Raw genomic sequence first — 14,115 nt, forward strand, 5'->3', positions numbered from 1 at the left:
GCGCACTTGGCGCAATTCCCCGCAGCCTCCCTCAGCTGATCGCCATTTCGCAAGACTGCACCGAAGTCGTTGCGAAGCAATGTTTCCTGGCGGAGGCCCTGCTTCCAGCACGCACAAATATAACTGTAACGCTAGTGCTGTGTTCCTCAATGACCATGTATCTTGTTGAATCGTCACGAGTTGGGGGACCGCTTCTTCCTAGCGGAAGATGGTTCCCATCATGTCGAAGCGTTACCCGTCCCGACCGTGGCCGACCAAGTGATCCAGGCATCGTTGAAGCTGGTGCTGGAGCCGATTTTCGAGGCGGATTTCTTGCCGTGTTCGTATGGTTTCTGGCTCAACCGCCGGGCCTGGGGCGCTGTTGCCGAACCGCTCGGCCGGGCGCCCTCGGCCAACGCCTTCTTCATCCAGATCCGCAGCGTCTCGAAATGGACCTCCACCAACGGCGCGAAGCGCTACGCCGACATCCACGGATTGCTGGCCAAAGGCGAGACCATCCGCGGCATCGGCATCCGACTCGGGCCGGCCCGCGGCACGGTTCGACGGATCGCCCGCGCCGAGTCGCCAGAGGAGCTACTGGTCAACAACCGCACCGGATACCGAACCAGCCTGCTCGACGAGTTCAAGCCCTACCTGCATCAACGCTGGAACCAGGGCTGCACCAACGCCGCCAGGCTGTTCGAAGAGATCCGATCACGAGGCTACCGAGGTCGAGCCAGCATGGTCCGTGCTTGCCTGCAGCGCTTCCGGACCACGGCGCACATCCCGCCACCGCCACCGAAACCGCCGACAGTCCGCAAGGTCACCGCCTGGATCATGACCCACCCAGCCAACATCGACCCCAGCGATCAGCGTCAGCTCGACGCGATCCTGAAGACCAGTCCCGCACTCGAATCGCTCGCCGCCCATGTCCGCGCGTTCGCCACGATCATGACCGAGCGTCGCGGCCGGGAACTCGAACAATGGATGACCAGCGTCGATGCCGACAACCACCCGGCCTCGCACTCTTTCCTCCGCGGCTTACGCAGCGACCAGGATGCGGTCACCGCTGGCCTAACCACCCAATGGAGCAGTGGGACGGTCGAAGGGCACGTCAACCGGATCATTCTGTGGAATCTGAAATGTCAAGCGAGCGCTGGTCAGCCGTGGTTGACGGCAACGATCGGCAGCTGGGTGGCCGTCAGCGATAGGTCGCTCTGGTGCGGTGACGGGCCGGCGGGCGTCGGGACGTCGGCGAGCCGCTGCAGCAATCGGTCGAGGGCGGCTTGACCGTCTTGGACCGCGGCTTGTTCGTCGTCGGTGAGTGGGATGCTGACGAGCATCCGCTGGAGGTTCGTTTTAGCTTGCAGCAGTTGGCTTTTGCTTGAATCTTTGGGTGTGTAGCAGTCGCAGCGGGCGCAGGCCATTCGGTGGGCGCATTGTTCGAAGAACGTGTAGGTGCAGAATCCGTGGCCGAGGTCATAGTGCTGCCAGGGCTCACCGGCTGCTGCGGCGCCGCTGGTGACGGCGTCGCGGTCGACCAGGACCTCGATGGTGCGGACGTTGCGGGCGAAGTAGCCGGCGTCGTCGTATGCCTTGGACAGGGTGTTCGGAGAGATTTTTGCGTAGAACTGGGTCGATTGCGGGGAACGGTGCCCGAGCCATGCCTGCAGTTCGAACAGGGTCATCGGTTCTTTGGCGTTGTAGAGCTGGCTCGCGATGGTCGATCGGGCCCGATGGCTGGTGATCGCGCCGCGGACATCGACGTTGGGAACCCCTGCCTTGCGGCAGAGCATCGGGATGACGGTGTTGTTGATGTAGACCGTGGCGACGCGACGCGCCCGATAGGCGAACAACATGTCGACCTGCTCGCCGGTGCGCCGGTCGAGCAGGCGCGGCTGTTCGGGCCGGATGTTGTGCCATGCCTGGATGGCCTGGCCGAGGATCGGATCGACTGGCTTGGTGAACGCGGTGCCGGTCTTGTTGGTGGGAATGTCGAGCAGGCAGACCGCATCTCGTGCCAGAACCTCCTCGGAGTCGGCGGTGATCGTGGCGTCGTTGTGTTGCCATCGGATGCAACCGATGCGCAGCCGGACAATCTCGTTGCTGCGCAGCCCGGCGAACAGCCAGGTGATCGTGACAGCGCGAACCAGCTCCAACGGGTAGAACTGCCCAGACGAGGTCTCCGGCAGATCCTCATTCTGCAGATTCAGTCCGGCCCAGAGCAGTTTCGCCCAGACATCGTCGGCGATGATCCGTGGGTCCGGGCCCAGCAGGGCGGCGATGCTGCGTGGGGTGGCCAGTGCCCGCAACGGGTCGAAACGTCGCGGCAGCCACTCCCATTCCTGACAGTCGCTGAAGAACCGCCGCAGTGCACTGAGCTGCCCTTCCTTGCTGGACGCTTCGAGGGGCTTGCCGAGCCGGTCGCCGAGCCCGGCAGTGCGTTGCACGTAGTCACCGACCTTCATCCGGTCCAGCACGGCCACCCAAGCTGCGCAGGTCTGACGAGTCCACTGTGCAGGGTCGGCGGCGTCCGGATATTCGGCCGCGAGCCAACGGCCGACCTTCAACAGATTGGATCGATTCGCGTCGCGAGTGGGCGGTGTCAATGTCGAGGTGGTGTGCCAGCGATTGACCCAGCGCTCCCAACTGGGTGCTCCACCTGTCGCTTTGGCCGACTGGTGGCCGACGCGAAGCCGTGGCGGGTCGCAGAAACCTAGCGCCGCCACCGCGCGTTGCACCGCATACAACGTGTTCAACCGTGCGCCGGTGACCAGCCGGTCGTTGCGGAACCGGTCGAACAGCTCGGTGTTCAGCTCTGCCAGATGCGGGCTGCGGTTGGCCAGGAAAAGCTGGCAGGTCACCATCGGCAGCCATGAGTCGTCGTCGCGGCCGGGCTTATACCCCCACTGCAACAACACCGTTCGCAGTCGAGCGATCTCACTGTTCACGCGTTCCTTGCCGAAGATCCTCCAGGACAGCGTCAATCGCTGGAAGCTGCCCAGGCGGTGAAACTCCGTGAATGAACCCAACAGATAGGCATGCGTCGCCAGATAAGGACGCACCTCGTCATGCGCCCACTCGGGAGCGTGGGCGTGGAACTCGGTCTGGGTGCGGCCCAGTACGTGAGTCCACTCGTCGGTGGTCCAGCCCCAGAACGACTGCCGCGTCTCGGCGCAGCGGACCAGCAGCACCGCGGCAGCATCCAGCATGGCGCGTCGGCGATGAGGTGTCGGTGGCGAGTCCAGGCCGGCGTTGACCGTGTCGATCGGCAGAAGTAGCCGTCGGATCGTTCGCCAGCCGGGGGCGTCCGGATCGTGCTTTTTCAACCGCCTCAAGTTCTCGACACCGAGCTCGGTGATCGCCTCAGCCTCCCGAGACCCAACCTCGATCGTGGTGTCGAAATGCCGACCGGCCAAGGGGGAAATCCATCGATCATCCTGGGCGGCTGTGGATTTCATCGTGTGACCGGCGGTCACTGGGTGCCTCCTGCCAGCGGAGTGCCGACGGCGGTGAGCATAGCGACGCGTCGGGCATGGATGTGCTGCATACTCCGGTTGAACTTGTCGGCCAGGTCCCGGCCGGACAGGTGGATATACCGAAGCGTGGAGGCGGTGTGCCGGTGGACCGGCGAACCTGGCGATCGCATGGATTTCCCAACCCATTCTCGCCAGGTCGGTCAAGCACAAGTGCCGGGTCGTATGCGTGGAGAACCGGGGAACATCCGCAGCCAGCGCGACCCGCCGCACCACCTTCGACCACGTCCACAACGTCAACGGTTCAGCGCGATTGCGGCGTGACTCCGACAAGAACAGCGGGCCACGAGCCCGGCTGAGGGTCGCTCGATGCTGCAGATACAACGACACCAACACACCCGTCGGCGCCGAGTAGGGCACTACCCGCTCCAGCCGGTTCTTCGTGGTCTCCGCCCGCACCCGGATCGTCCGATGCGGCGGATCCAGATCCTCGGTGCGCAGCGAGCACAACTCCTCGCGCCGCAACGCGGCGTCGTAGGCCAGCGCCAGCATCACCCGATTGCGGATCGATTCGCACGCCGCAACCGCGAGAACGTCGTGCCATTGCTGTTCGGTCGGAATCCACGGCAGTTTCGTCAGCCGTGGCACGAGACCACGCTCGGCGCCGCCGGTCCGGTGACGTCCAGGCGTATAACGGCCCCGCCCAACAGGATTGGACTCCCTCAGACCCTCTTCCATGAGATGGTCGTAGAACAAACGGACCGGCACCAACCGCTGCTGAATCGTCGCGTTCGCCAGCCCGGCACCCGAATCGATCGACACCACGTTCCTGCCACGATGATGCGGTCGAGAAGTCAACTCCCGCACGAACACCGCAACGTGAGCCCTGCTCGCGGACACCGGGTCGACCTGCTCGCGCTCACACACCAGCAGATACTCCGCCAGGCCGCGGGCATAGGCGTCGATCGTGCGCGGCGCCCGCCCGAGATCAATCCAGATACCCAGCCAGACCGCCGCCTGCTCATGCCGTCCGAGCACCGGCCACTTGTCCGTCAGCGCCACCGCGCCGTTCACCCTGCCTCCAAAGTCCGTGGTCATCCCAGGGAAGACAAGATCACCCTGGGCCAGATTCCACGTAACTTTTAAGCTGAGCAAACGAGCCATGTACGGCCGAGCACGCTTCGACCTACTCCAGCTCCGCGTCTTGGCCACCTCGTAGCAACCGGACCAATCATCGAAAGTGGGACAGAGCCAACTTCGGCGAGCGCAGTCACCGCGCATACTACGACCGCAGGATTGCCGGCGGATCGTCCCCACGCGCGGCCATGCGCCAACACCATCTGGCGCATCATGATCGCCGACGACACCAGACGCCGCCGAAGCCCAGCCGAGCCGTGTTCTGCAACTTGACAAATAGAGAGGCAGCGTCATAACCCCCGTGAGGCGCTGCCCAATCCAGCTTCCAGCCAGATGGCGCCTGCCACGCTGACCGATGCGAACGGTGAGGTTGCTACGCCCGCCGGTTTCGACGGCAAGGACAAGGTCGACGTGAACAACCACGAATGGGTGGTCGACCTCACCAAGTGACCGGTTCGTGCCTGGCGATGCCGTCGCAACGCCAGGCACGACGCACTACCCGACCGGCTCCGGTTCCGGTTTCTCCTTGATCGCGGCGAGTTCGCGCTCGACGCGCTCGTCATGCGCCTTCGCCTCCGCAGCGGCTTTCTTCGGGCTCCAATGTCCGGACATCAGGAACACGAACGGCAGGAATACGACCTGCGCGATCAGGCAGATCCACCACCAGCGCTTCCACTGTCCCGGCGAATCCTTGGCCGCCTGCAGCACCTCGGTGGCGTGGGCGGCCAGATAGGCCTGGTCATCGGCGGGGATGGTGCCGACCGACTGCAGCTGTGCCGTCGCCTGCGTGAGCTCGGGGCCCACCTTGGCGGCGACCGCGAGGTCGGCGGCCGGGAGCTGCTGGGTCGCTTGCAGGCGTGCGATGGCCTGGTCCACCGGGATGCCGAACTTCTCCGCGACCTGGCCGACCGCCGCAAGCCCCGCTGCGGCATCGGACGGATTGGTGGACAGCGTCGCCAACGTGGCCGGGTCGATGGCCTGAAGTGTCGCCAGCTCCTGCGGATAGCGGGTATTGAGGCCGACGGTCGTCTGGATCTCGGCAGGCGACGCACCGGTCAACTTGTTGAGCGCCGCGACCTGTGCGGCCTGATCATCGGGGTTCTGCTGCAGCGCCGCGAGAGTATCGGTGCCGACCGTCTGAATGGTCGCGAGCTGCGGACCGTACTTGTGCTGGATTTCGGCGAGTCGAGGACCGTAGTTGACCAGTGTGCCAGCGGTATTGATTACGATCAGCAAGCCGAACAACACAATGGTCACGACACCGCGCAGCGTGCCGCCCCAGACCGCGAGACCAACCGCGGTCGCGGCCGGATTCCGGTTCTCCACGGTCTCGGTGAAGCTGGCCATCCAGGTGGCGTAGGCGATGCCCACACCGACCGCGATGACGCTCAACCACAACGCGAACGTGTAGTATCCGGTGTCGGGCTTCTCGGTATAGCCGAGGAATACGAACAATCCGACAATGCTGATGAGTGCGCCGACGATCATGAACAGCTTGCGCACCTTGACGTAGTCCGAAACGATGCCTGCCAGCACGAGCGCGATCGCATTGGCGATCCAATACCAATTTCCGAGGGCATTCGCCTTGGCTGAACTGAACCCGAAAATGGTTGCCATATAAACGGGTAGGAAAGACACGATGGTGTAGAAGTAGGCGAGAAACATGCTGATCGCCAGCGCCGATCCGACGATATTGACACGCAGCATCTGCCGCCATTGCCCGTGTTCGAGCGTGCTGACGTCCAATCCGTGCGCCCGCGCTTCGATCAGCGCGCGATCGCGCATCGACACCATGATCTGATCCCGCAGCGCCGGACTCAGTTCACGCAAGCCGATCACCGCGAATACCGCGATGACCATGCTGATCACCCCGCACAGCCGATAGTGGTACTGCCAATCGGGATGGGCGCCGAGGGTGTGAGTGGAGATTTCGGTGGTGATCAACGCGCCGAGCACCGGTCCGAGGGTCCAGAAGCCCATGGCCGAGGCCCGGCCCAACTGCGGGGAGAAGTCGCGAATCAATGCCGGTGTGGCCACCAGCACCGCGCCCTCGGCAATGCTCACCACGCAGTAGACGACGAGGTAGGCCTCCTTGCTCGTGGTCGCGGGTACGGCGAACAAGGTGAGCAGCGAGCAGATCACCACGCCATAGGCGACGATATTGGCTCGTCCCCAGCGGTCGAGCAGGCCGGCGAGCACCGAGGCGGCCGCGCCGAATGCGGCGCCCGCGATAAATATCCCGACGAAGTACCGGAAGGATAGGTGGAAGTAGGCAATCAGCTCATTGCCCACCGCTCCGGCGACGAATAGCTGGTAGTACAGGGCCACCGAGGTGATGACCACCAGGGCCAGATACCAGGAGCGGGCGGGGGTATCGGGATAGTGCGGTAGCTTGCGCTGCCACAGCCCCGTGAGCAGGGTCGGCGAAGCTGCGGTCTGGGTCGAGCTCATGGTCGAGATGCCTTTCTGGCCCCGGCATCTCGTAAAGGAACCTGAACCCTCCGCGGGTCAGGACGAGTTGCCGGCTGGAAACAAGGGAGTGAGCCGGGTGGAAACCCGGTAGCGAAATGGATCACTTAGCGCACATTATTCGGATCAAAAGACCGATTGAATTGCGCAACTGAAATGGGCGGTATCGGTGACCGGGACTGGTGGATGACCCGTGTGGGCGGGGGTCGGGGTTGCGAATTCGACAGTCGCGGAGGAGTGTTCGATTCCGCCGCTCGGCGGGCGGTCTGTGGGTAGCGGCGGAAATGATTGCCGCGTGGCCGGATGCTTGCTGGAAATGATTCCGGAGCGATCGATTTCGGTGATGCCCGGTCTGGCGTAGCCGCAGGCCCCCTGCCGGCCTGACCACCGCCAACACACCATGCTCTACGCCCCGCAGTGACGGACACCAGTGGCCGGGTGTCGTTCGGCAGTTGCGGACGTATCGCATGTGCATCTTCAAGCGAGGATGCGAAGTTCAATAGCAGCCTCGCGTTGGAAGTGGAATCTGTCACAGGCACGCGGCTGACTCTAAGTCCGCAGTAGACGCATGTCAACAAATTTCATCGAACGTCAGCTATCTGGAGCGCGGCCTTCCAGCATCGCATAGATGACCCCTTGAGCAGCACGTTCAAGGCTCGGGTCGCCGTCGGCGATCGTTCCTCGCTACCTGCTCGTTGGCCGAACGGGTGCGCTGTCGCTCACTCTAGTTTGTCAAGATGGCCCGTATTGACAATCTAACTTATCGAGACTTATCGTGCCGACAGATCATCGAAGGGGCGTGCCGTGAAGAGGGCGGATAGGAGCGTCGGTCTAGCACGACAGTTGTAGTTGTTATCTGCAGATTTGCTGTGTGCTGGATGGTGTTGTGCCGCAGGATAGTGCGGTGTGGCGGTCGAGTCTGGATGATGTGTTCGCCCGCGTTGCGGGGGCGGTCGGGCGGGCGGAGCCGCGAGGGTGGGCGAAGGCGTATGTGACGGGGTTGCTGGCGCCGGTGGAGCGGAAGAACTCCTGGCAGCTGGCCGAGGCGGCGGGGTGGTTCCCGACGGGTGCCGGCATCTGCTGAACCGGGGCGCGTTGGAGTGCCGATGAGGTGCGTGATCGGGTCCGCGCCTATATGGCGCGAGGCGCTGGCTTCGCCGGATGGGGTGCTGGTGGTCGATGAGACGGGTTTCGTGAAGGAGGGACTGCGCTCGGTCGGGGTGCAGCGACAGTATTCGGGCACTGCGGCCGGATCGAGAACTGTCGACTGGGTGTGTTCCTTGCCTATGCTGGTCGCTCGGGCCGGGCGTTGATCGACCGTGAGTTGTATCTGCTGGAGTCGTGGACCGCAGAGCGTGACTGTTGTGTTGACGCCGGTGTGCCCGAAAGTCGCTGGAGTCAGGGCTTTTTACCAAGCCATGGTTAGCCGAGGTGATGATCGGTCGGGCGCTGGCCGCGGGTGTGATGGCCGGGTGGGTGACCGCCGATTCCGCCTACGGGCGTGACGGCAGATTCAGGGCGTTCCTGCAGGCGAATCGGATGCCCTATGTGGTAGAAGTCCCGGTCAGGCACACCATCACCGACGTCGATGGTCGCCGCAGAGTCGATACCCTGATCAGCCGCGCCCCCCGCCGAAGCATGGCATCGTGTCTCGGTCGGTCCTGGAGTCCGAGGGGAACGCGAATACGACTTCGCCTGGGCCGCCCTTCCGGTCCTCGACGACATCCCGGCCGGTTTCGTGCGCATCCTGCTGGCCCGGCGATCCCGCGGATATCGCCTACTACGTGTGTTTCCACCCCGACGCCATCGATCGCGGCCAGATCGTTGCCGTGGCCGGTGGGAGGTGGGCGATCGAGGAATGCTTCCAAGCCGCCAAAGGGCAATGCGGCAGTGCCCACCTGGTCGCCGAGGTCGACCAGCCGCGCAACTGCCACCGCAGACTGTCCAAATCCAATCGGACTGGCCTGCCACCAACGATCTTGTGGAAACTGGCGATAAGGGGCGGTGACCCGTTCGGCGGTGATCTTGGGGCTTTCTGCGTAGGTTGACCGTCGGTGTCCGAGAATGAGGATGAGAAGGGTTTTCTGACCGCGGGGCAGGTCGCGGGGTACGGCTGCTTCGACGGGGAGCCCTCAACGGAGGACCTGCAGCGGTTCTTCTATCTGGACGACCAGGACCGCGTGTTGATCGGGAAGCGGCGTGGTGAGGCCAGTCGGCTGGGATTCGCGCTTCAACTGACTACTGTGCGTTTCCTGGGCACGTTCCTCGACGATCCCCTCGATGTCCCCGCGGGGGTGGTTGACGAACTCGCCGGCCAGCTCGGGATCGCCGACCCGTCGGTGGTGAAATCCTATGTGGAGCGCGTCAATACCAAGTGGGAGCATCGGCGGGAGATCTGCCGGGCGCAGGGCTGGCGTGACTTCGCTAGTGTCGGTGAGGAGTTGACCCGGTGGATCGATGACCGGGCCTGGAATACCGGTGCCGGGCCGAAGACCATTTTCGATGGCGTGGTCGCCTGGCTTCGGGCCCGGCAGGTGCTGCTGCCCGCGGTGGGTGAACTCGAGAGGCTGGTCGCCCGGGTGGTGCGGGCCACGCATGTGCGGTTGTGGACCACGCTGGCCGAGTTGGTGACTGCCCGGCAGGCGGGGTTGCTGCTGGATTTGATCGAGGTGCCCGACGGGCGGCGGGTCTCGGCGTTGGAGGTGTTGCGGCGCGGCCCGACCGATCCCACCGCCAAGGCCCTGGTCGCGGCCTGTCGGCGCATCGCGCAGGTGGCCGGGATGGGTGTGGGCGCAGTGGATTTGGCCGCGGTTCCGCAGCGGCGGGTAGTGGATTTGGCGCGGCGCGGCATGACCTCGAACGCGACCGATCTGCGGCAAACCCGCCCGCACTCGAAACGGCTGGCGACACTGCTGTCCACGGCGGTGTATCTGGAGGGCAAAGCCACCGACGACGCCCTGGAGCTGTTCGATGTGATCATGACCAGCGTGTTGCTGGCGCGCGCCGAACGCCGATCGGCCGTCGACAAACTCGAGCGGTACCCGCGGATCAGCAAGGACGCCGCACGCCTGGCGGCCGCGGTCGCGGTGCTCCTGGAAGCCGAGGACTGGGGCGATGAGGTCACGATCGCGGTGTTGTGGGACCACATCGGCAACGTCGTGTCCCGTGCACAGCTGCGGGCATCGGTGGCCAACATCAACGAGATCATGCCGCCGGATGCCGACCCGGACGGCGAGTGGCGGACGGCGTTGATGACCCGCTATCCGTTCGTGCGGAAATTCTTGCGGGTGTTCGTGGAGACGATCGAGTTCGGGGCCAGCGCCGACGCCGAGCCCGTGCTGGCCGCATTGCGGGCTCTGCCCGACCTGCTGGACAAGCCCGCGACCAAGCGGGTACCCGCCGGCTACCTGGATGCTCGCAGTGTCGACCTCGAGGTGGTGAGCCCGGGCTGGCGGAATCTGGTGCTACGCCGCGATCGCCCGCCCGGCACCGTCGAGAAGGTTGCGTACGTGTTCTGTGTGCTGGAGGCGTCCCATCAGCGGCTGCGCCGCCGCAATATCTTCGCCGCCGCGTCGTCGCGGTGGGCCGGCCCGCGCGCCCAACTGCTCTCGGGTGCGGCATGGGAGGCCGGCCGCGAGTCGCTGATGAATTCGCTGCAACTACCCGCCGACCCCGGCGAACTGCTCGACGAAGCCGCCGCGGAGCTGGACGCGATCTGGCGGCACACGCCCGCGCGGGCGGCGGCCGGTGCGGTCACCGTCGATGCGCAGGCCCGGGTGCACGCAGGCGCGCTCGAAGCGATCCCGGAGCCGCCGAGCCTGATCGATCTGCGACGACGGACTCAGGCGATGATGCCGAGGGTCGACATCGGCGAGCTGATCCTGGAGGTGATGAGCTGGTGCCCGCAGTTCGCTACCGCCTATACCCACATCGGTGGTGGGGCGCGGATCAGTGACAACCTCGACCTCACCCTGGCCGCGGTACTGACCGCGCAGGCCCTCAACGTCGGCTGGGGACCGGTCGTCTCACCGGGAGCGATGCGTTGACCAGGTCCCGGATCGGGCACGTCTACCAGAACTATGTGCGCGCCGAGACCCATGCCGGGGCCAACGCCGCGCTCATCGACGCTCAAGCCGGGATCGGCACCGCGCAGTTGTGGGGCGGCGGGCTGGTCGCCGCGGTGGACGGCACCCGGTTCGTGGTGCCCGTCCGCAGCATCGACGCCCGCGCGAACCCGAAATACTTCGGCCGCCGCAAGGGCAGCACCCTGCTCAACATGATCAACGACCAGGGTGTCGGGCTGGCCGGGATGGTCCTGTCCGGAACACCACGGGACTCGCTGTACGCGGTGGATCTGATGTATCGCCGCGACGGCGGACTCCGCCCGCAAGTGCTGATTTCCGACACCGGATCGTACAGCGACATGGTCTTCGGCCTGCTCAAACTCCTGGGCGTCGCCTACCGCCCCGAGCTGGCCGACCTGCCCGACCAGAAACTGTGGCGCATCGACCCGGCCGCGGACTACGGGCCCCTGGACCGGGCCGCCCGCGGCAGGATCGACCTGGCCAAGATCACCCGCCACTGGCCCGACATCGTGCGCGTGGCCGCCTCGGTGCACAGCGGCCAGGTCAGCGCCTCCGATGTCATGCGGATGCTGCAGCACGGCGGCGACCCCACCCAGCTCGGCGACGCCCTGGCCCACTTCGGGCGGATCTTCAAAACCGTGCACGTGCTCACCTACGTCGACCGCGAACCGTATCGGCGCGACATCAAATGGATGCGCAACCCGCAAGAAGAACGCCACGGCCTGGGCAAACACGTCTTCCACGGCCGCAAAGGCGAGCTGCGCGAGGCCTACCACGCCGGGATGGAAGACCAACTCGGCGCGCTGGGCCTTATCGTCAACGCCATCACCCTGTGGAACACGCGCTATCTCGACGATGCGTTGAATCAGCTACGCGCACAAGGCTATCCGGTGCTCGACACGGACATAGCCCGCCTGCACCTGTACTGGCACAAACACATCAACGTCCACGGGCACTACAGTTTCCAGCCACCGGAACCCGCCCGCCGGGCACTACGCGATCCCGACCTCCCCGACGACGAATAGGACGCCGAGGCCCGCCGTGTTCCCGCCGGCGCCGCGTTGCGCCTGGTCATGGAGCGCAATGCCGATGACCGCGTCATGTGGTGGGCGCATCAGCGAGGTGGGGGTTCGAGGGCGCGGTAGAGGGTGGAGCGGCCGATCTCGAGGTGTTTGGCGATGGCGGTGACCGACTCGCCGCGTTTGCGGCGGTCGATCGCGACGGCCAGGGTGTCGGCATCCACCGCCGCGGGGCGTCCGCCCTTGCGGCCATGGGCCGCGGCGGCGGCCAGGCCGTCGAGGGTGCGCTCGCGGATCAGCTCGCGTTCCATCTCCGCGGCCATGGCCGCGACCATGAACAGCATCTTCTCCGCCATCGTCTGGCCGTTGGGTTTGTGCACCCCGGCGCAGATGCCGGTGAGGATGTGCAGGTCGATCTCGCGGGCATGCAGCTCGTCTTCGAGCAGCACGAGCAGTTCCTTCATCGACCGCGCGACCCGGTCCGGTTTGTAGATCACCAGGGTGTCGCCGGGCTTGAGCGTCGCCAGGGTTTTGCGCAGCTGCGGGCGGTCGCCCCGGGTGCTGGCGGTCTCCACGACGACCTCGCGGCAGTCGGCACCGGCGAGTGCGTCGAGTTGCAGCTGGTGATCCTGCGATCGCCCGGACACTCTGGCGTAGCCGATCCGGACGATGTTGGTGTACGCCATCGGAGGATGGTCCCGCAAACTGTCCCGGAACTCAAGATCCGCCACCCGGTTCCGGGACGGGTTCCGGGACAGGCCGTCCTGGGCGTTCGCCACACTCTTTGCTGCCGTACCGGATTCGACCGATATCGGGACGACTACCCCTGTCGCCTCGAAATCTCAGGCAGTTTTCATCGATCTGAGGCGTCCGGCGCGCAGTCTCATGTAGTTGAAGCATCTCTGCCGTGGTCCCGCTGGCCCTGGCGGTGAGGCCACGGCGATCAGGCTTCGAGTGTGGCCGTGGGGAATACGCGACTCAGCCGATCGGGCCTTTCCCTGGGCCGGCACTGTCGGAACAACCGCCGCAACCGTGAGCCTGCGGCACCGACCACGACTCCTACACCCGCGCAACGAAATACCCCGACGCCAGGCGTGGGGCCAGCAGAGAGGTCGCATAGGGGGTAGTCAGGTGGGGCGAGGCGTAAGCGTGAAGGCCAGTTCGGCGAAGGCGGTGGCCGTGGGGAGGGGGTCGGCGGGCCAGGCCAGGAGGATGGTGCGCTCGGCAGCCGGGTCCAGCGGGATCGCGTGCACGCCCGCACGATGGGCGGGCAGCGACAGTTCGGGGACGATGCTCACCCCGAGCCCCTCGGCAACCATGGCGAGAATGCTGTTGGTGTCACGCACCCGATAGTGGCACTTCAGGCTCGCCCCCGCCGCCCGCGCGAGTGCCGTGATGAGCGGCTCGCACCCGCCTGTGGACATGATGAAGGGGTGCCGGGCCAGATCGATTATCGGCACCGAGTGGCAAAGACTCAGCTCGTGACCGCCTGGCAGGACGGCCAGCATACGATCGGCGGCAAGCGGCCGCGCCCCCAACCCGGCAGGGACCCAGACCCCGACACTCCGCCCTGTCGAGGACCCGGTGGTGCCCGCGACCCCGGATGACACAGTGGCGATGTCCGCCGCCCCGGTTACGAGCCACTCCAGCACCTCGTCGTCCGAGCCCTCCATCACCGTGAGCCGCACCGCCGAATGCACATCCGCGAACCGCCGCAGAATCGGCGGTAGCAGCCGGGCGTTGGCGCTGGGGATGACGCCGACGCGCAAGCTGCCGCGCTCGCGCCCCCGGGCCGCGGCCACCTCCTGCTCCAGCGCCTCCACCTGAGTGAGGATGAGCATGGCACGACGGCACACGGCACGCCCAGCCGCTGTCAGACTCACCCCGTGGTTGCCCCGGACCAGCAGCGCGATCCCGAACTCGCCCTCCAGCGCGCGCAGAGCGTGGCTG

At 65.5% G+C, this 14,115-nt stretch carries 8 protein-coding genes and 1 pseudogene; 5 read left to right on the plus strand and 4 right to left on the minus strand.

All coding sequences use genetic code 11. The features are described 5' to 3' along the window. Positions 1 to 720: 720 nt before the first annotated feature. Positions 721 to 1,092 (plus strand): annotated as a pseudogene (locus ACIA5H_RS35910) (transposase); the annotation flags it as partial. A 47-nt stretch (positions 1,093 to 1,139) separates the two neighbouring features. On the opposite strand, the gene ACIA5H_RS35915 reads toward ACIA5H_RS35910, so the two are convergent. Both ACIA5H_RS35915 and ACIA5H_RS35920 read right to left on the minus strand, forming a co-directional pair. Next, positions 1,140 to 4,619, minus strand: a complete 3,480-nt coding sequence (locus tag ACIA5H_RS35915) for a tyrosine-type recombinase/integrase (protein ID WP_397080582.1) — start codon at positions 4,617 to 4,619, stop codon at positions 1,140 to 1,142. A 468-nt stretch (positions 4,620 to 5,087) separates the two neighbouring features. After that, positions 5,088 to 7,043 carry an MFS transporter gene (locus ACIA5H_RS35920; protein ID WP_364438663.1) on the minus strand — a complete coding sequence of 652 codons (1,956 nt, stop codon included), beginning with the start codon at positions 7,041 to 7,043 and terminating at the stop codon, positions 5,088 to 5,090. A 946-nt stretch (positions 7,044 to 7,989) separates the two neighbouring features. On the opposite strand from ACIA5H_RS35920, the gene ACIA5H_RS35925 reads away from it, so the two are divergent. From ACIA5H_RS35925 to ACIA5H_RS35940, 4 genes are all read left to right on the plus strand, one after another. Beyond that, positions 7,990 to 8,145, plus strand: a complete 156-nt coding sequence (locus ACIA5H_RS35925; RefSeq protein ID WP_397080584.1) for a hypothetical protein — start codon at positions 7,990 to 7,992, stop codon at positions 8,143 to 8,145. A gap of 22 nt (positions 8,146 to 8,167) precedes the next feature. Continuing rightward, positions 8,168 to 8,374, plus strand: coding sequence for a transposase (locus ACIA5H_RS35930; RefSeq protein WP_364438669.1), 207 nt, complete (start codon positions 8,168 to 8,170; stop codon positions 8,372 to 8,374). A gap of 741 nt (positions 8,375 to 9,115) precedes the next feature. Beyond that, on the plus strand, positions 9,116 to 11,107 hold the full coding sequence (locus ACIA5H_RS35935; RefSeq protein WP_397080587.1) for a DUF4158 domain-containing protein: 1,992 nt from the start codon (positions 9,116 to 9,118) through the stop codon (positions 11,105 to 11,107). Then, a complete protein-coding gene (locus ACIA5H_RS35940) occupies positions 11,104 to 12,171 on the plus strand; it encodes a transposase (protein ID WP_397080589.1) in 1,068 nt (355 codons plus the stop codon). Before ACIA5H_RS35935 ends, ACIA5H_RS35940 begins: the two co-directional genes overlap by 4 nt. A gap of 89 nt (positions 12,172 to 12,260) precedes the next feature. On the opposite strand, the gene ACIA5H_RS35945 is transcribed toward ACIA5H_RS35940, so the two are convergent. Together ACIA5H_RS35945 and ACIA5H_RS35950 are read right to left on the minus strand one after the other, a co-directional pair. After that, positions 12,261 to 12,851, minus strand: a complete 591-nt coding sequence (locus ACIA5H_RS35945) for a recombinase family protein (RefSeq protein ID WP_397080591.1) — start codon at positions 12,849 to 12,851, stop codon at positions 12,261 to 12,263. Between the two features lie 441 nt (positions 12,852 to 13,292). Further along, positions 13,293 to 14,115, minus strand: an 823-nt coding sequence (locus ACIA5H_RS35950; RefSeq protein WP_397080593.1) for a LysR substrate-binding domain-containing protein, incomplete at its 5' end; no start/stop codon positions are given.

The sequence above is a fragment of the Nocardia sp. NPDC051900 genome, from assembly GCF_044452545.1.
GTDB lineage: Bacteria > Actinomycetota > Actinomycetes > Mycobacteriales > Mycobacteriaceae > Nocardia > Nocardia sichangensis.

Bases quoted from the DNA above. Each gene is read 5' to 3' on its own strand.
- ACIA5H_RS35930 (WP_364438669.1), top strand. From the start codon at position 8,168: ATGAGGTGCGTGATCGGGTCCGCGCCTATATGGCGCGAGGCGCTGGCT.
- ACIA5H_RS35945 (WP_397080591.1), bottom strand. From the start codon at position 12,851: ATGGCGTACACCAACATCGTCCGGATCGGCTACGCCAGAGTGTCCGGG.
- ACIA5H_RS35915 (WP_397080582.1), bottom strand. From the start codon at position 4,619: ATGGCTCGTTTGCTCAGCTTAAAAGTTACGTGGAATCTGGCCCAGGGT.
- ACIA5H_RS35920 (WP_364438663.1), bottom strand. From the start codon at position 7,043: ATGAGCTCGACCCAGACCGCAGCTTCGCCGACCCTGCTCACGGGGCTG.